This window comes from Aeromonas sp. 604282, assembly GCF_049170575.1.
In the GTDB taxonomy this organism is placed as follows: Bacteria; Pseudomonadota; Gammaproteobacteria; order Enterobacterales; family Aeromonadaceae; genus Aeromonas; species Aeromonas veronii_A.
In genome coordinates, this window is record NZ_JAAKMV010000009.1 from 25191 (window position 1) to 40803 (window position 15613).

The following is a 15613-nucleotide window of genomic DNA, read 5'->3' on the forward strand; positions in this document are numbered from 1 at the left end:
CAGTCAGTTAAGCCTGAGTGACATTGTTTTTATTGGATTTTTTAACTCCATACTTCTCTGGTCTTGGCTTCACACTGCGGGGTAACTCCGCTCCCGTCATGCCTGCAGCACAAACTGCCTGCTTCTCCAGCTCTGTCATCCGCTTCGGGAGACGCCCCGGTGACAGGTACGGTATGCAGCTCAGTTCATGGATGAGTGACATCGACGCCATGTGAAAACTCCGCTGGTTCGCCGTGTATTCGTTCAAACTCGCCGCCATCATCACCATCTGGTGCGCAGCAGGTTGTACGCCAGCAACACGCCCCACCGTTATTGCTGTATCCCCGCCGCCTTTTTGCCAGGCAGGGTCAGCCGATGTTGTTGCAGGCTGTGCTTCATCTCCCGACAGCCCAACTCGATTTCCCTACGCTGGATATAGAGCTCGACAATGTCGGCGCCCGGGAAACGCATCGGGTCGACCATCGAGGTCAGCACTTGCCGCTCCTTGCCATTGATGTGGCGGGTCAGCAAGCACGCTGCCACCATGCCAGCCAGTTGCGGGCACTTCCTCCTCGCCTGTGGACTGGTTTTGAGATGCACCAGAGCATTCTGACCTCCTGCTTGCGTACCACCGCTTATTGGGAGCCCTTTTTGAGTGGCAGCAACCAAGTGCTGTTCGCTGCCGGTTGTTTGCCATGCGTGGAGCAGTCGAGGGCGCAGAACCCCTTGTCGAACAGGGTGAGCGAGTGGTCCGGTGTGCGCGATGAGTTGCTTGGCCAGTACTATCTCGTTGACGCCGCAGCTCTCTATGACCGCTTGTACAAGCAGGTGGCTGGTGAGCCCCATCTGGCAGAGCATGCCTACTTGCGGATAGGCAGTCTCGCCATGCCGCGTGCCAGGTTTGGTAAAGACAGCGGCATTGTTCGGGGTAGCACCACACCATCGACGGCGAGTGGCCCAAGCGGGGGGTCTGCTGGTGCCAGCGCGATGCGGTTTCGTGAAACAGCCGTTCGATAATCTTGTCCCCCAGTTTTTGGCGAGCTTGCAGGAAAGCGCTGTGGGCAACGAAAGGGCGGTTGCCGGGCAAAAGGATATCGAGCTGATTGACTAGCTGGGTCATGGGGATGCGGCGGAAGATCTCCATGCCGATGATGATCCGTACCAGACGCTCCATTGGCATACGGCGATGACGCAGGGTGGCGACATCCTCTTCGGCGAGCTGCGTTGTGATGAGCTCGGGAGGAATGAGGTCTGAGAGTGACTCGAACTGAGCGGCATTGCTGGCGTAGAGGAAGTCGGAAACTTGAGCTATATGCATAAAAAATCCGAAACCAATCAACATGTTCTGGATTTTTACACAGCAGAATGATCGATCAGATCCTTAACTGATCGGCATTAGCTCATTGAGCGGCCTTTTTTTGTAAGCACGCCAGGTTGTAAGGACGCAGTGAGCCGTAGATGAGAGTAAAAAGGTACCACGCCTTTTAGTTATCCTTCCTGCTGTCATAACGGCGCGATACGCGGTGACAGCCTGGCCGTGGTCATATGGAGTGATAAGAAGAAGTGTGGGTGTGGCCACCGACGCGACTTGTAGTGCCCTACTGTTGCTCTAAGGGGCGTTCTGGATGAGGTTTCTCCCTTCAGCAGAAGAAGGGCGAATGCCGACAAATGATACTGGCGGCGATGAGCAAGTTCATCTCCCACCCGTTGTTGAATGGGATGTGCCGGGGTCTATTGGATTGAGCCGTCGAGTTGGAGTGGTGTTGCTCATAGAGGCGAGGGCCTGGCGAGAGCGTCCACCTGTTCTTGTCGCTGCAATACTTGTCCGGTATTTGTTTTTCCGGAAAGCAAAAAACCGACCCTGAGGTCGGTTTTTTTAAATTTGGCGGTGAGGGAGGGATTCGAACCCTCGATACGTTGCCGTATACACACTTTCCAGGCGTGCTCCTTCAGCCACTCGGACACCTCACCAAATTTTCGTTCGCTGCGCTGTTACGCTGGAACGGGGCGTAATTTAGGGGAAAGGACTGTGTGGGTCAACCTCTTTTCCCCTTATTTTTCATAATCTTTTCCGAATGCTTAACCCTTGCGCAGAATGCCGGTTTTTTAAACCGGATCAGGGCTTATCGAGGATGATCAGACTGTCCGGCAGCTCGTTTTGATCCCGGGTGGCCGGGAAGGCGTCGGTCAGAATGGCGCTAACGCGCTCCACGCACTCCAGAAAACCCTGTTCGATCTCCTTGTTGCGCACGCGCGCCACGAAGTCGTCGATGATCTCCTGCCACTGGCCGTTGTCGATATGCTGGGCGATGCCGTCATCCACCAGTATTTCTACATAGTGCTCGGCGGCCGAGACGAAGATCAGCACCCCGAGCCGGTCGCGGGTGCGGTGCAGCCCCTGCTCGACAAATTGCAGGCGAGCCATCAGCGCAGCCCGGTGCTGGCAAACCTTCTTCGGGATGAGCCGCATCTTGATGGGGGTCCAGTGGAACAGCAGGCTCAGCAGCAGCCAGACCGACCACTGCACCAGCAGGATTTCGTACCAGCCTAGCCAGAAGCCGAGCTGGAACACCAGCAGCGGCGTGAGCATCGCCAGCAGCGCCGCCCAGAGGGTGGGAATGTAGCGATAGCCATCGCTGGCCGGGGCCAGCACGGTGACCAGTTCAGCATCAGTCTCTAGCTCCGCTTCGCGCACCTTTGCCTGAAGCGTGTGGAAGAACTGTTTAGAAATCATGATTTGTCTCTTTACTCCTGTTACCAGCCACCGGAGGCTCCGCCGCCGCCAAAACTGCCGCCGCCACCGCTGAATCCGCCGCCGGAGCGACCACCAAAGGAGCCGACACCCAATCCACCAGCCATATAGGCCGACCGACGTCGTCCTCCTGGCCCACCGCCACCACCGCCGCGCAGGTTGTGGAGCACGATCATCGCAATCACCACCAGAATAAACAGCCAGGGGCCGCCACCGTTGTCACTCTTTGGCTGCTCGACCGGCTGATATTCTCCGGCGAGTGCCTTCATGATGCTCTGGCTGCCCGCCATGATCCCGGCCACCATATCGCCGCGCTTGAAGGCGGGCAGGATGCGGCCATGGATGATGTTGGCGGCGATGGCGTCGGGCAGGGCGCCTTCCAGCCCATATCCCACCTCGATCCGCACCTTGCGCTCATCCTGGGCGATCAGCAACAACACGCCATTGTTTTTGCCTTTCTGGCCGATCCCCCAGTGGCGACCGAGCTGGTAGCCGTACTCCTCGATGGTCTCCCCATCGAGGCTATCGACAGAGACCACCACCAGCTGGATACCACTGCGCTTTTCAAAGGCGGCCAGCTGTTGGGTCAGTTGATGGGCCTGTTTGCGGGACATCAGACTGGCTTCATCCACTACCCGTCCGCTCAGCGTCGGGAAGTCCGGTGCCGCTTGCAGGGCACTGGCCCAGAGCAGCAGACAGGGAAGAAACCAGCGCAGCATCATCTTCATTGGAAGCTGACCTTGGGCGCCTCATCGGCACCGGGTTTGGCACTGAAACTGGGTTTGGCCTCCAGATCCGAGTAGAGCAGCTTGGACCAGATAACGCCGGGGAAAGTGCGGATCTCGGTATTGAACTGGCGTACCGCCTCGATATAGTCGCGACGAGCCACCGAGATGCGGTTCTCGGTTCCTTCCAGTTGGGCCTGCAGGGCAAGGAACTGCTGATCCGCTTTCAGCTCGGGGTAGCGCTCTACCACCACCATCAGGCGGGAGAGGGCGCTGGAGAGCTGGTTCTGCGCCGCTTCAAACTCCTTGAGCTGGGCAGGATCGCTCACCTGCACGCTGCCGACCCGGGCACGGGCATCGGTGACCGCCTTTAGGGTCTCCTGCTCATGGCTGGCGTAGCCCTTGACTGTGGCGACCAGATTGGGGATGAGATCGGCGCGGCGCTGATACTGGTTCTCCACCTGTCCCCAGCTCGCCTTGACCTGCTCATCCAGGGTCGGAATGTTGTTCATGCCGCAGCCGGTCAGGCTGAGCAGCAGGGTCAGGGTCAACAGGCTCTGCGCGGTTCTGCGCCAGAGTGATGTGGCCATCTTGTTGTTCTCCTATGCAATTTTGAATGGAACGTATAGCGCCTTGCGAATAGTGCATCACCATACCAGCTTGGGGTCAGTTGCGACAACGCGCAGGAAGTATTGGTGGTTTGTTAATGCCGGAGACCTTGGGCAGTTGGGGCTTGTCCTTGAGCCAGGAGGACAGCTCTTCCCCGCAGCCGTTGCCGGGCGGAATGGGGGCCTGTGGTTCGCAATCGGGGCTGCCTACCGGGCAGCGCAGCCGTACGTGGAAGTGGCTGAAGTGGCCCACCCAGGGGCGCAGTTTGGCGACCCAGGGCTCGTTACCAGCCTGCTGGCAGACCGCGGATTTGATCACCGGATTGACAAAGATGCGGGCGACCTCGGGTTTGCTGGCCGCCAGCCGCAGCAGGGTGAGTTGCTGTGGGCCAAAGCGGCCCGGCAACATCTTGTAGCTGGGTTCGTCGATCAGCGCCCACTCCTTGGGGGCATCCTGCTCCCACTTGCTGATGGGGTGGTTGGCCATGCGAAACCAGATATCGGCATCGAGTCCGGTCTGATGGCTTCGATGGCCGGAGGTAAAGGGGCCGCCCCGGGCCATCGCCAGATCGGCGATGTAGAGATCCGGCAGCCCGGCCATGCGGGTCTGGTTGGCCAGCGCTTGCAGGTAGTGGATAAGGTCGGGGTGGCCGTAGTAGCGTAGCCGCTTGGTGCGGATCACCTGATAACCCGGCCCTTCGAGGGGCAGGGATACGCCGTTTTTCAGGCAACCGGCGGCATAACCGCCGATGGCTTCCGCTTGCAATACGGTCGCCAGCAACAGGGACGTCAGCATCTGCGTGCTCCTTGTCTTGCTTCGAGTCGGCTCAGCAATACGAACAGACTCAAACATATCAATAAATAGGCCGCGGCCACCAGCAGCCAGATCTCGTAGACCAGTCCGCTGGAGTTGGCCATCTCGGTGCCGACGAAGGTGAGCTCCTGCACCGAGATAAGGGAAACGATGGCGGTATCCTTCACCAGCGCGATGAGCTGACCGGTGAGGGGGGGCAACATCAGCAGCATGGCCTGCGGCAGGATCACATGGCGCAGCCGCACCCAGGGGGAGAGCCCGAGGCTCTGCGCCGCCTCCCACTGGCCACGGGGGATGGCAGCCAGCCCGGCGCGGACGATCTCGGCGACGAAGGCTGCGCTGATCATGCCAACGCAGAGGGTGCCTGAGATGAGGTTCTCCCAGCGGGCTGGTGGGCCAAACAGCGCCTCTTGCCACGGGGAGAGCGATACGGTGCCGAGCCAGCGGGAGAGGCCGCTCGCAGGCAGCAGCTGGTTGGCGATAAAGAAGTAGAAGATGAAGATAAAGACCAGCGGCGGCAGATTGCGGATCAGCTGGATAAACAGGGTCGCGGGCATCACCAGCCAGGGGCGGCGGCTGAAGGCGGCTACCCCCAGCGCAGTGCCGAGCAGCAGCGCCAGCACCATGCCGAGCAGGGCGATGCGCAAGGTAGTGAGCAGACCGCTGAAAAAGTAGGGCAACTCGCCGTGAGGGCCTGGGGTGAACAGCAGATCGAAGGCCTCATGCCAGCGCCACTGATAGGCCACCCCGATGTGCAAGCGGCTGGCCAGCCAGAGGCCAGCCAGCAGCAGGATCAGGGCGATCGCCCCATCCAGCCAGTTGATGTTCCGACATGGCTTCCGGACGATGCGCCGGATGGTCTGTTTGAGGGCCATCAGCATCAGGGGTTAGCGACCTGCGCTTCCCACGCCAGCGACTTGAACCAGTAGTCATGGCGCGCCTTGAGCCAGCCATCGGCCTGACGGGCGGCGATCCACTCGTTGAACTGCTCAGCCAGGGCATCATCCCCCTTGCGCAGGGCAAAGCCTTCATCGCCTTGTGCCAACGGCTCGGCAAACGGCATAAAGAGGGCATCCGGATGGCGCAGCGCCTCTTGCTCGGGTTTCGGGGAAGAGGAGAGGGCGCCGTGGGCGCGGCCGTTCAGCACCTCCTGAAATACCTGTGACTCGTCATCAAACTGGCGCAGGGTGGCCTTGGGGAAGTGTTCTTTTGCCACCTGTACCGGTGAGGCACCACGACGTACCGCCAGGATCACCCCGCGCTGGTTGAAGTCCGCCACGGTTTTCTTCTCTTTGGCCATGGTGCTGGAGGCGGCCAGCTGCACCCCCGAATGGGAGTAGGCCTGGGTGAAGCGCACGCTCTTCTCCCGCTCGGGGGTGATGGTGAGGCCGCCGATGATGACGTCATATTTTTTCGCCAACAGGGAGGGGATGATGCCATCCCAGGCGGTAGGCACGAACTCTACCTGCCAGCCGTTATCTGTGGCGAGGCGACGGGCCACGTCAATCTCAAAACCGATCAGGGCCCCCTGCTTGTCGCGCATCGCCCAGGGGGCGAAGGTGGACATGCCGACCCGCAGGGTACCGCTCTGCTCGATCTGTGCCTGGGTGTCGGAGGGGGCAGTTTGTGCCAGTGCCAGAGTGAGCAGGCTTGTCAGTAGCAGGGCAGCGCCCGACAGGGTGGTCTTGAATGACAGATTCATGGTTAGCGTCCTTGTTGATCCGGATTCAGGTGACGGGCCAGCGCCCGCGAACATGCTGACAGCGTCAGGGTTAACAGCAAATAGAGGGCAGCCACGGTAAACCACACCTCAAAGGTCAGAAACGTATCGGCAACCAGAGTACGCCCTTCGTTGGTCAGATCGAAGATGGCGATCACACTCACCAGCGCCGAATGTTTGATAAGGGAGACCAGCTCGTTGGTGAGCGGCGGCAAGGTGATGCGCACCAGCTGGGGCAGGATCACCTTGCGCAGGGTGATAGCCCGTGACAAGCCAAGCGACTGGGCTGCCTCCCACTGTCCTTTGGGAATGGCCTGTACACCTGCACGCAGCACTTCGGCGGTGAAGGCCCCCTGATAGAGGGAGAGGCTCAACACGGCGCAGGCCAGCGGGGCCAATCCCAGCATGGGACCCAGCAAGAAATAGAGAATATAAAGTTGCACCAGCTGGGGCGTGGTGCGCACCAGCGCCAGATAGGCGATGGCTAGCCAGGGGCCGAGCCGGGAGGGGAGCAGCCGCAGGCTGACCACGCACACACCGACCGCCATCGTGCCCAACAGACTGAGCAGCGCCACCTGCAAAGTGACCAGCAGGCCGTTTAGCAAGGGGCCGGCATAAAAGGTTCCCTCATCCCATTCACCGAGAAAGGGCAACACCCGCGGCCACTGCCACTCATAGCCCATCTGGCGAGCGCCGCTATAGAGCGCCCAGCCCAGTAGCGCAGAGAGCATCACAGAGCCTGACAACCAGCCAAGCAGGCGGGGGCGTTTGAGCCTAGCCATGATAGCTGAGCACCTGTTCGAGGAAGGCCCGGGTGCGCGGATGCCGGGGGGCGTTGAACAGCTGGGCGGGCGGGGCTGACTCGATGATCTTCCCCTCATCCATAAAGAGCACCCGATCCGCCACCTGACGGGCAAAGCCCATCTCGTGAGTAACGCAGATCAGGGTCATCCCCTCGTCAGCCAGCTCGCGGATCACATCGAGCACTTCGCGGATCATCTCGGGGTCGAGGGCGGAGGTGGGCTCGTCAAACAGCATAAGCTCGGGTTGCATGCAGAGGGAGCGGGCGATGGCGACCCGCTGCTGCTGGCCGCCGGAGAGCTGGTGGGGGTACTTGTCGGCCTGTGCCTGAATGCGCACCCGCTCGAGCAGCCCGAGCGCCCGGGCTTTGGCCTCCTGAGGGCGCAACCCCAGGGTATGCACCGGTGCCACCATCAGGTTTTCCAGCACCGTCATATGGGGGAAGAGGTTGAACTGCTGAAACACCATGCCAACCCGACCTTGCAGGCGGCGCAGGTAGGAAGGGGTCACCGGCTCGCCAAACAGGAACAGCTGGCCGTCGTCGATCCCCTCCAGCCCGTTGATGGTGCGGATCAGGGTCGATTTTCCCGAGCCTGACGGGCCACAGATGACCCACTTCTCTCCCCGTTCAATGGTGAGATCGATGTGATGAAGAGCCTGAAAGTCGCCATAGAATTTGTCGACGCCACAAAAGCGCACACAGGGTTGCGAGCTGGTCAAGAAGCGGGTTCCACTGAGAATCATTTACGCCATGGTATTGATTTTATAGGGGGATGACAAAGAAAACCCCCTTGTCAGCATCCTGATGGCTATTCACAATGGCGCCATTTCGTGATGACAGGAGCTTTTCATGCGTATTACATCCTTGCTTGCCGGTTCGCAGGTGCAGCTGTTGATGCCGCCAGCGGTTCGCTATCGCTGCGTCATTTTTCTGCTGTTGCTGGTGAGTTGGGGCGTGGTGGCGGCCTCCTTGTGGGATGGTTGGGGCGCCATGGCGCTGCTCAACTGGGTGGGCGTGGTCTTTGGTGGCATCACCGGGATCATGGTGTCGCAGCCCCGCAGCTGGCAGCCCTGGCGCCTGGCGGAGCTGGGGTGGGACGAACAGCATATCTATTTGCTCAATGGCAACAAGGATGAGGCGCTGGCGCTGCCCCGCAGCACGCTGGTGGCGCTCGAGCGGGAGCGGCGAGTGGGTCACGACGGCCAGTGGCTCGACTTCAGCCTCGATCTGCAACTGAATGAAGAGGAGCTGGCGGCGGCCATGGCCTTGCTGGATCTCAAGGCGGGGGAGCTCCATCTGGTGAGCCCGTCTGTCTATCGCTTCGGCTTTAAACGGGCCTGGCACGGTCGCCGGATGCTGGCGCAACGGTTGTCAGATCTGCAATCGGCCTGAGTCGACTATTTTCTCGACAATTCCCGGCAAAGCTCAGATACTGCCAGTGACTCGAATTGATCTTGTCTGCACTGTTAACCCAAGAGATCAATCACTTGACGACAGTGTGGAGAAGGCCACGGCATGAAGCCATGGCAGGTCCGGCATAGGGGTTGTGCCCTTACCGTTATGCTGGGAATTGCATAGAGAAGGCACCTTGAATCGAGAGTGGATGGCATGAAGATTTACGTAGGAAATCTGTCGTACCGGATGACGGCCGACGAACTGAAAACCCTGTTCAGCCAGTTTGGACAGGTCGACAAGGTTGATATCATCATCGACCGCGATACCGGCCAGTCAAAGGGGTTTGGTTTTATTGAAATGCCGGTCAATGGTGATGCCGAAAAGGCCATCGCTGGTCTGCATGGCACAGAAGTCGGTGGCCGTACCATCACCGTCAACCAGGCCAAACCGAAGACAGATGCTCCCCGTGGTCGCCCGCAACAGCGCCACCGCTAAGGTACCTCGGCAATAAAAAAACGGCATGGGTTTCCCCCATGCCGTTTTTGTTTCTGAATGTTTTGCTGTGATTAGGGAACGTCGTAGCCGAGCGCCGCCTTGCGGATGCGGAACCACTGCTGGCGGTTGAGCTCGACAGATTCGGCTGCCACGGCGGCAGCAATCCGCTCCCGCTTGCCAGAGCCAATCAATGGTAGCGGCTGGCTTGGCAGCATCATTACCCAGGCATAGACCACCTGCTCGATAGTCTGGACGCCCACTTCCTGACGGATTTGCTCCAGCTCGGCACGCAGCGGCCCATAGGCGTCATCGCTGAACAGTCGGCCGCCGCCGAGGCATGACCAGGCCATCGGCTTGATGCCGAGTTGCTGGCACTGATCCAGGGTACCATCGAGGGTCCCTTCCTGATGGAGCGGCGAGATCTCCAGCTGGTTGGTGACCAGCGGGAAGGGGAGGCGCGATTGCAGCAGCTCGAACTGACGGGCGGTGAAGTTGGATACCCCGGCGTGCTTGATCTTGCCCGCCTGTTTCAGGGTGATAAAGGCGTCGGCCACTTCATCGGCGTTCATCAGAGGATCCGGGCGGTGGATCAGCAGCAGGTCCAGATGGTCGGTGCCGAGCTTGCGCAGCGAGGCTTCGGCGCTGGCGATGATATGGTCCTTGCCGGTGTTGTAGTGGTTGAGAGCATGCTCCGGCTTGGCGGTGAGGGCGATACCGCACTTGGTGACGATCTCCATCCGGCTGCGCAGGGAAGGCTCGAGGCGCAGGGCGTGGCCAAAGGCCTCTTCGCACTGATAGCCGCCATAGATATCGGCGTGATCGATGGTGGTGACCCCCAGATCCAGATGATATTTCATCAGATCAAGCAGAGCGGCCGGAGAGAGCTGCCACTCCATCAGGCGCCAGTAACCCATGATGAGGCGAGAGAAGGTGGGGCCTTGCGGATGCAGGGCGACACGGGATACAGACATTGTTGACTCCTTGAAAAACACGATGCGAAAACGATGTGCAACATAGATGACTGCGGGCATCTTGGCCTCATGTGGCTGGCAAAGCAATAATGGGCAGTGGCATGATTCGAACTTTGGTTCTGACCGAAGAGAGTTGGGGAGAGAATTGGATGGAAGGATTTGCCGAGCGCTTGCAGAGCCTGATCGGGGAGATGAGCGTGAGCGCCTTTGCCCGCAAGGTGGGGCTCAGTGAAGCGCTGATCCGCAAATATTTGAAGGGGGCCGAGCCTGGCTTGGCGCGGGCCAACCAGATCGCCATGGGGGCCAACTGCTCGCTGGAGTGGCTGGCAACCGGTTGCGGTTATCTCTACCGTCAGGCGGAAGTGGTGGACAGGGAGGCGCTGGCGGCGGCGCAGCAACTGCTGGGTGAGCAGCAACCCGGGGTGGGGTTGCCCGATGAGGAGGCACTGGTCACCCTGCTCGCCTATTACCAGTTTTTGCGCACCCACAAGAAAGCGGACGGTTTTCTCGACTTGGCGCTGGCGCGGGAGTTTGGTCGCCATCTGGGGGAAGCGTGATGAGGGGCATATTACCCTTTGGTCGTGTCACGGCCGGTTGATTATTCTGATACGCTCTAAGCAAGATAAATTATCCATGGAACGGGCGATGAGCTACTTGATCCTCGGAAGCGGTGCGCTGGGCTCGGCGCTGGCAAGAGAGCTGATGGCAAGGGAGGAGTCCTTCCTTCTGGCCGGGCGCAACTATCCCAAAGGGATCGAGATGGAGGACTTCTTCCCGCTGCCAGATGTCGATGCCATCTCGTTCGATGCCTTGTTTACCCTCTACGATAGCGATCCGCTTCCCACCGTTGTGATCAATACCATCGGCGTGTTGCACGATGTCAGCTTTATGCCGGAGCGGCGGGTCGAAGAGGTGCACCCCAAGTGGCTGTGCGACAGCCTGCTGGCCAATGCCTGGCCAACACTGGCGCTGGCTGCCCGTTTCAGCCGGTTGATGGGCAATGACCATCCGCTGTGGCTCTGCGCCATCTCTGATCTGGCGGGCTCCATTACCGCCAACCGGGAGGGGGGGCGTTACAGCTACCGGATGAGCAAGGCGGCCCTCGACATGGGGGTTAAAACCCTTGCCCTTGAGTGGACGCAGCGTTTCCCGCACGCGGGGGTGGTGGCGGTGGCCCCCGGTTTGATGGACTCCCCGATGAATACCCCCTTTCTGAGCGAGTTGCCTGCGGATCAATTGCTGGATCCTGCCGAGGTGGCGGTGAAACTGCTCAATCTCGTCAAGGGGTTATCATTGACTCAATCGGGACAGCTATTGGATCTGAACGGTCAGCCGCTGCCCTGGTAAATCCCCCCTGCGGGTTCCCCGGACGCCTATTGGCTTCACATTCTGCTCATGCGCCCCTTGCCAAGCGAGGGGCGCATGGCTAACGTCACTCTCCTGTTTCAGGAGGGATCTCATGCGCTATATCGATTTACGAAGTGACACCGTCACCCAGCCTACTGATGCCATGCGTCAGGCCATGCTCCACGCCGAAGTGGGTGACGATGTCTATGGTGAAGATCCGGGCGTCAACGCGCTGGAGGCCCATGGGGCCAGATTGCTGGGCAAACAGGCGGCGCTGTTTGTGCCATCGGGCACCATGTCTAACCTGCTGGCGGTGATGAGCCACTGTCAGCGTGGGGAGGGGGCCATCCTCGGCAACGCCGCTCACATCTATCGCTATGAAGCGCAGGGGAGTGCCGTGCTGGGCTCCGTAGCCCTGCAACCCTTGCCGATGCAGCGTGACGGCACGCTGGCCTTCGATGATATCAAGGCCGCGCTGGCACCTGATGATGCCCACTTCGTTCAGACTCGCCTGATCTGCCTTGAGAACACCCACAATGGCAAGGTGCTGCCGCTCTCCTATCTGCAGGAGATGGGGACATTCGTTGCCGAACGCGGCTTGAAGCTTCATCTTGATGGTGCCCGGCTCTTTAACGCTGCCGTGGCCAGCGAGATCCCAGTCGCGGTGATCGCCGCACCGTTTGACAGCATCTCGATTTGTCTCTCCAAGGGGTTGGGGGCTCCGGTGGGCTCGCTGCTGGTGGGCAGCCATGATTTCATCGCCCGTGCGCGCCGACTGCGCAAGATGCTGGGGGGCGGCATGCGTCAGGCGGGCATTCTGGCGCAAGCCGGTCTGTTTGCCCTCGAGCAGCATGTGACCCGCCTGGCCGATGATCACCGCCGTGCCAAACGGCTGGCCGAAGGGTTGGCTGCACTGCCGGGCATCGAGCTCGACCTCTCGCTGGTACAGAGCAACATGGTGTTCCTGCGGCTGCGTGAGGGGGAGTCCGCCCCTCTGCTCGCTTTTATGAAAGAGCGGGGGATCCTCTTCTCCGGTTACGGCGAGCTGCGGTTGGTGACCCATCTGCAGATCAACGATGACGATATTGAAGAGGTGATCGACGCCTTCACCGAGTATCTCGGGGCGCGTTGAGACGGCTTGGTGAGGTAGAGGTTATACCGAGACCTGTTTATACCGAAATAACAGAGGACGCCGCGGCGCCCTCTGTTATTTGCAGCAAGCTCACGCCTGCCGCTGACCGCTCATCAGCATGGCCTCATCGGTGGCATCGTAGATCATCACCGCAATGTGGGTTACCTGACCACCGAAATCGGCCAGTGGCACTAGCGTCAGGTTCTGGAACATGTGGGGGGCCGAGCCGGTAATGGGGCGATAGTTGGAGAAGCGCAGCAGATAGGGCTTCTGCTCCCAGGTGCTGAAGGCGCGGTTGTTGAGCTTGAAGACCATGTTGGCCTTGCGCTCGAACCAGGCTCTGTCCACATCGGGAAAGAGCTCGAACAGCACGCCATCGCGTACTTCACCGGCCAGTCGGCCGCTGTGGCTCTCCATAAAGCCGTTCCACACCTGAACCTTGTACTCCTTGTCGAGCACCACCAGGCCTACGTCCAGGTTCTGGACTATGTTCATCAGCCAATGAAATTCACGGATTTCCATAGTCACTCCTAGAGCATGTGCATGATTTTATTGTTCATGGTAGCGATGGAATCTTCGGTAAACAGCAGCAGCAGATCACACTGTACCGCGTAATCCTGGATCCGGTAGTTGATCTCGATAGCGAGGGTGCGGCGCCAGCGACTCTTGTTGGTGTTGATCAGCTCGTTGATGGGTCTGTGCTGACCGAGTACCACTGGATGACCCTGACTGAAGGGGGTATCGAGCTGGTTGGCGTAGCCACGCAGGAAGGCGCCGATCAGCACGTTGGCGGTATCCATCAGCAGCTCCAGTTCGGCGGTGCGATCCAGCGTTCCCTGATGGTTCATCAGCTTGGCCAAATCTTTGAAGCTGGAGTCATGGAACAGGATCAACGCTTCACCAGCGATCCCCGCCCCGATAAAGCCCTGACAAACGGCAGATAGGGTATCCGAATCGGCGGCTGCCGAGAGGGCCATGTGCAGCTCGGAAACCTCCAGCACGTTGACGTTGGGGATGGGTAGCACCACGAAGGCGTTGAGCAGACGGGCCAGCAAGTCGGCCGCCTGACCCATGGAGACGTTGGCCAGCTCCTGATAGACATCGCGAATTTCGGGGGTAATTTTGACGCCCGCATCAGCGACCACGCCGCTTGGCAGCGCCTCGGCGGCACTTGGCTGACCGCTTGGAACAGCACTCCAGAAACCATGTTGTTTAAGCAGGGCAAGCAGGGTATCGGGGGCGGCGGGTTTCTTAATGAAATCGAGCGCCCCCAGCCCCATGACCCGCTGATAGGCCTCTGGCTGGATATCCCCGGAGACCACGATCACCTTGCTGCGCAGCCCTTCCCGTTTCAGGGTCTCCAGCACACCGTAACCGTCCATCTCCGGCATGGTGAGATCGAGAAAGATGAGATCGCCATGGCCCATCAGCACCTGTTCGATCCCTTCAAGGCCATTGGCCGCATAGTGCAAATCGACTTTCCAGTCAGCCGGGAGCGCTCGTGCCAGCTGTTTGCGGGCGAACCCGGAGTCATCACATATCAATACATTCATGGTGTTAGGCAGGCTCTGTTGGCAAGGATTGCTATAAGTGTGGCCCGCTAACAGTCAGATGCAATGTGGGAGGTTATCACCCTGTGAAAATTGGTTATCCCATTGCCGGTTACGATAGCGTGCGGAGTATTTCTCAACAAATTCAGCGAACATCTTAACACGCAACGGGGCGAACTGGTGTTGGCAACACAACATGTAGAAGGGACGATTACCGGTTTGCCAGTCGGTCAGTACCGGCACCAGCTGCTCGTCATGGAGGAAGCTGCTCAGGTAGTGCAGCGGGGCGTTAACGATCCCCAGATGACGTCGAGCTGCGCGCACGGCGGCCTGGGTCTGGTTGACGATCAGTTTGGCGCTGCGTTTGATGCAGACGCTCTGGCCATCTTTGTCTGTCAGCTGCCAGTGCTGGTGTGGCCAGCAGTAGATGAGATCGTGCTCTTCCAGCTGGTTGGGGTGGGAAGGCGTGCCCTTTTTGGTCAAATAGAGTGGTGAGGCAAACAGGCCGTATTCGATATGACCGAGACAGATAGCATTGGGCAGTGACTGGGGCAGCTCACCGTTGAAGAACACCAGATCCCGATCATTGTCGAACAGGTGTTGATGATCATTGGTTTGGGTGATATCGAACTGTACCTCGGGATAGTGCAGTCCGAATTCTGCCAGCATATCGATGAGGATTGTGTTGGAGAGCGCGATCGGCGCAGCTATCCGGATAAGCCCGGTGATATCAGCTTCTTTACCCCGGATTTCGCTGGTGGCTTGTTCAATTTGTGCAAGCGGTGTACAGAGACGCTCATAGTATCTGAGCCCCTCATCGGTAAGACGGAGTTTGCGGGTAGAGCGATGTAACAGGGAACAACCCAGTTGCTCTTCCAGCTGTGAAATGCGTCGACTGATGGTGCCTGTTGGCATGCCCAGTGCGGCAGCAGCGTGGGAGAATCCTCCCTCTTGCACCACCTTGACGAACAGGTAGAACTCTTCGATGTGCTTCATAAACGCTGTTCTGGGTGTAACAAGGGGGCAACCATAAAAAGAGCATCCCGGGTTGGCAAGCGTAATTCAGCGTTTAATTGATCTGGATTCGATTTCTATTGATACCAGTCCACCTCTTTTTTGTCTTCGAACGAGAACGCTTTCTGCTGCACTTTCGTTGTCACTCTCACTGCGACGAGGACTATCGGATCGCTCAAGTGAGAGAGGCGACCTGGCGTGGATCATCTTGTTGGAAAATGACGAGTACGCTGGTCAGGACGAATTTTTTCTCTGCGATGTGAATGTGATGAGAGTCGCGCATGCATCATGTCGGTCTCGTGCGAATAG

Annotated in this window: 17 protein-coding genes, 1 tRNA gene and 1 pseudogene; 5 read left to right on the top strand and 14 right to left on the bottom strand. The window is 59.2% G+C overall.

Translation table 11 applies throughout. From position 1 onward, the window contains the following. Positions 1 to 7 precede the first annotated feature (7 nt). From G5367_RS12005 to G5367_RS12050, 10 genes and pseudogenes are all read right to left on the bottom strand, one after another. Positions 8 to 1297, bottom strand: a pseudogene (locus G5367_RS12005) (IS4 family transposase). Between the two features lie 565 nt (positions 1298 to 1862). Further along, positions 1863 to 1950: transfer RNA gene (locus G5367_RS12010), tRNA-Ser, on the bottom strand. A gap of 145 nt (positions 1951 to 2095) precedes the next feature. After that, positions 2096 to 2713, bottom strand: a complete 618-nt coding sequence (locus tag G5367_RS12015) for a TPM domain-containing protein (RefSeq protein ID WP_164537057.1) — start codon at positions 2711 to 2713, stop codon at positions 2096 to 2098. Positions 2714 to 2733: 20 nt separating this feature from the next. Beyond that, on the bottom strand, positions 2734 to 3459 hold the full coding sequence (locus G5367_RS12020; protein WP_164537056.1) for a TPM domain-containing protein: 726 nt from the start codon (positions 3457 to 3459) through the stop codon (positions 2734 to 2736). Further along, positions 3456 to 4046, bottom strand: coding sequence for a LemA family protein (locus tag G5367_RS12025; protein ID WP_164537055.1), 591 nt, complete (start codon positions 4044 to 4046; stop codon positions 3456 to 3458). The genes G5367_RS12020 and G5367_RS12025 overlap by 4 nt, the downstream gene beginning before the upstream one ends. Before the next feature lie 76 nt (positions 4047 to 4122). Continuing rightward, positions 4123 to 4860 (bottom strand): penicillin-insensitive murein endopeptidase, encoded by a 738-nt coding sequence (gene mepA, locus G5367_RS12030; RefSeq protein ID WP_421244255.1) that lies wholly within the window; start codon positions 4858 to 4860, stop codon positions 4123 to 4125. Then, positions 4854 to 5759 (bottom strand): amino acid ABC transporter permease, encoded by a 906-nt coding sequence (locus G5367_RS12035; protein WP_421244256.1) that lies wholly within the window; start codon positions 5757 to 5759, stop codon positions 4854 to 4856. Before G5367_RS12035 ends, mepA begins: the two co-directional genes overlap by 7 nt. Next, positions 5759 to 6580 carry a transporter substrate-binding domain-containing protein gene (locus tag G5367_RS12040; protein ID WP_421244257.1) on the bottom strand — a complete coding sequence of 274 codons (822 nt, stop codon included), beginning with the start codon at positions 6578 to 6580 and terminating at the stop codon, positions 5759 to 5761. Before G5367_RS12040 ends, G5367_RS12035 begins: the two co-directional genes overlap by 1 nt. Before the next feature lie 2 nt (positions 6581 to 6582). Beyond that, the gene (locus G5367_RS12045; RefSeq protein ID WP_150389275.1) at positions 6583 to 7380 is read right to left on the bottom strand and encodes an amino acid ABC transporter permease; all 798 of its coding nucleotides are present in this window, start codon (positions 7378 to 7380) and stop codon (positions 6583 to 6585) included. Next, complete coding sequence (locus tag G5367_RS12050; protein WP_075115892.1) at positions 7373 to 8143, bottom strand: amino acid ABC transporter ATP-binding protein; 771 nt, start codon at positions 8141 to 8143, stop codon at positions 7373 to 7375. The genes G5367_RS12045 and G5367_RS12050 overlap by 8 nt, the downstream gene beginning before the upstream one ends. Positions 8144 to 8249: 106 nt before the next feature. Here G5367_RS12050 and G5367_RS12055 point away from each other — a divergent pair, with 106 nt between their 5' ends. Both G5367_RS12055 and G5367_RS12060 read left to right on the top strand, forming a co-directional pair. Further along, positions 8250 to 8792: a hypothetical protein gene (locus G5367_RS12055; protein ID WP_421244258.1), complete on the top strand. Its 543-nt coding sequence runs from the start codon at positions 8250 to 8252 to the stop codon at positions 8790 to 8792. Positions 8793 to 9008: 216 nt separating this feature from the next. After that, positions 9009 to 9290, top strand: a complete 282-nt coding sequence (locus G5367_RS12060; RefSeq protein ID WP_005337180.1) for an RNA recognition motif domain-containing protein — start codon at positions 9009 to 9011, stop codon at positions 9288 to 9290. A 71-nt stretch (positions 9291 to 9361) separates the two neighbouring features. On the opposite strand, the gene G5367_RS12065 is transcribed toward G5367_RS12060, so the two are convergent. Further along, positions 9362 to 10261, bottom strand: coding sequence for an aldo/keto reductase (locus G5367_RS12065; protein ID WP_421244259.1), 900 nt, complete (start codon positions 10259 to 10261; stop codon positions 9362 to 9364). A 149-nt stretch (positions 10262 to 10410) separates the two neighbouring features. Between G5367_RS12065 and G5367_RS12070 the strand changes: the two genes are divergently transcribed. The 3 genes from G5367_RS12070 to ltaE all read left to right on the top strand — a co-directional run bounded on the left by G5367_RS12070 (position 10411) and on the right by ltaE (position 12740). After that, positions 10411 to 10818 (top strand): helix-turn-helix domain-containing protein, encoded by a 408-nt coding sequence (locus G5367_RS12070; RefSeq protein ID WP_033137628.1) that lies wholly within the window; start codon positions 10411 to 10413, stop codon positions 10816 to 10818. 88 nt (positions 10819 to 10906) lie between these two features. After that, positions 10907 to 11608 carry a short-chain dehydrogenase gene (locus tag G5367_RS12075; protein WP_304520825.1) on the top strand — a complete coding sequence of 234 codons (702 nt, stop codon included), beginning with the start codon at positions 10907 to 10909 and terminating at the stop codon, positions 11606 to 11608. Positions 11609 to 11720: 112 nt separating this feature from the next. After that, the gene (gene ltaE / locus G5367_RS12080; RefSeq protein WP_421244260.1) at positions 11721 to 12740 is read left to right on the top strand and encodes a low-specificity L-threonine aldolase; all 1020 of its coding nucleotides are present in this window, start codon (positions 11721 to 11723) and stop codon (positions 12738 to 12740) included. 90 nt (positions 12741 to 12830) lie between these two features. Here ltaE and G5367_RS12085 read toward each other — a convergent pair whose 3' ends face one another. The 3 genes from G5367_RS12085 to G5367_RS12095 are packed head-to-tail and all read right to left on the bottom strand — an operon-like array spanning position 12831 to position 15286. Next, the gene (locus tag G5367_RS12085) at positions 12831 to 13262 is read right to left on the bottom strand and encodes a PAS domain-containing protein (RefSeq protein ID WP_005346525.1); all 432 of its coding nucleotides are present in this window, start codon (positions 13260 to 13262) and stop codon (positions 12831 to 12833) included. 8 nt (positions 13263 to 13270) lie between these two features. Continuing rightward, positions 13271 to 14293 (bottom strand): response regulator, encoded by a 1023-nt coding sequence (locus G5367_RS12090; protein ID WP_216978987.1) that lies wholly within the window; start codon positions 14291 to 14293, stop codon positions 13271 to 13273. Between the two features lie 54 nt (positions 14294 to 14347). Beyond that, positions 14348 to 15286, bottom strand: a complete 939-nt coding sequence (locus G5367_RS12095; RefSeq protein WP_337072945.1) for a LysR family transcriptional regulator — start codon at positions 15284 to 15286, stop codon at positions 14348 to 14350. Between the last annotated feature and the right edge of the window lie 327 nt (positions 15287 to 15613).

What these genes read in the sequence shown, in the direction of transcription:
- G5367_RS12075 (WP_304520825.1), top strand. Translation starts at nt 10,907, where the DNA reads ATGAGCTACTTGATCCTCGGAAGCGGTGCGCTGGGCTCGGCGCTGGCA.
- G5367_RS12025 (WP_164537055.1), bottom strand. Translation starts at nt 4,046, where the DNA reads ATGGCCACATCACTCTGGCGCAGAACCGCGCAGAGCCTGTTGACCCTG.
- G5367_RS12085 (WP_005346525.1), bottom strand. Translation starts at nt 13,262, where the DNA reads ATGGAAATCCGTGAATTTCATTGGCTGATGAACATAGTCCAGAACCTG.
- G5367_RS12015 (WP_164537057.1), bottom strand. Translation starts at nt 2,713, where the DNA reads ATGATTTCTAAACAGTTCTTCCACACGCTTCAGGCAAAGGTGCGCGAA.
- G5367_RS12055 (WP_421244258.1), top strand. Translation starts at nt 8,250, where the DNA reads ATGCGTATTACATCCTTGCTTGCCGGTTCGCAGGTGCAGCTGTTGATG.
- G5367_RS12095 (WP_337072945.1), bottom strand. Translation starts at nt 15,286, where the DNA reads ATGAAGCACATCGAAGAGTTCTACCTGTTCGTCAAGGTGGTGCAAGAG.
- G5367_RS12035 (WP_421244256.1), bottom strand. Translation starts at nt 5,759, where the DNA reads ATGCTGATGGCCCTCAAACAGACCATCCGGCGCATCGTCCGGAAGCCA.
- G5367_RS12020 (WP_164537056.1), bottom strand. Translation starts at nt 3,459, where the DNA reads ATGAAGATGATGCTGCGCTGGTTTCTTCCCTGTCTGCTGCTCTGGGCC.
- ltaE (WP_421244260.1), top strand. Translation starts at nt 11,721, where the DNA reads ATGCGCTATATCGATTTACGAAGTGACACCGTCACCCAGCCTACTGAT.
- G5367_RS12045 (WP_150389275.1), bottom strand. Translation starts at nt 7,380, where the DNA reads ATGGCTAGGCTCAAACGCCCCCGCCTGCTTGGCTGGTTGTCAGGCTCT.
- G5367_RS12040 (WP_421244257.1), bottom strand. Translation starts at nt 6,580, where the DNA reads ATGAATCTGTCATTCAAGACCACCCTGTCGGGCGCTGCCCTGCTACTG.
- G5367_RS12060 (WP_005337180.1), top strand. Translation starts at nt 9,009, where the DNA reads ATGAAGATTTACGTAGGAAATCTGTCGTACCGGATGACGGCCGACGAA.
- G5367_RS12070 (WP_033137628.1), top strand. Translation starts at nt 10,411, where the DNA reads ATGGAAGGATTTGCCGAGCGCTTGCAGAGCCTGATCGGGGAGATGAGC.
- G5367_RS12050 (WP_075115892.1), bottom strand. Translation starts at nt 8,143, where the DNA reads ATGATTCTCAGTGGAACCCGCTTCTTGACCAGCTCGCAACCCTGTGTG.
- mepA (WP_421244255.1), bottom strand. Translation starts at nt 4,860, where the DNA reads ATGCTGACGTCCCTGTTGCTGGCGACCGTATTGCAAGCGGAAGCCATC.
- G5367_RS12065 (WP_421244259.1), bottom strand. Translation starts at nt 10,261, where the DNA reads ATGTCTGTATCCCGTGTCGCCCTGCATCCGCAAGGCCCCACCTTCTCT.
- G5367_RS12090 (WP_216978987.1), bottom strand. Translation starts at nt 14,293, where the DNA reads ATGAATGTATTGATATGTGATGACTCCGGGTTCGCCCGCAAACAGCTG.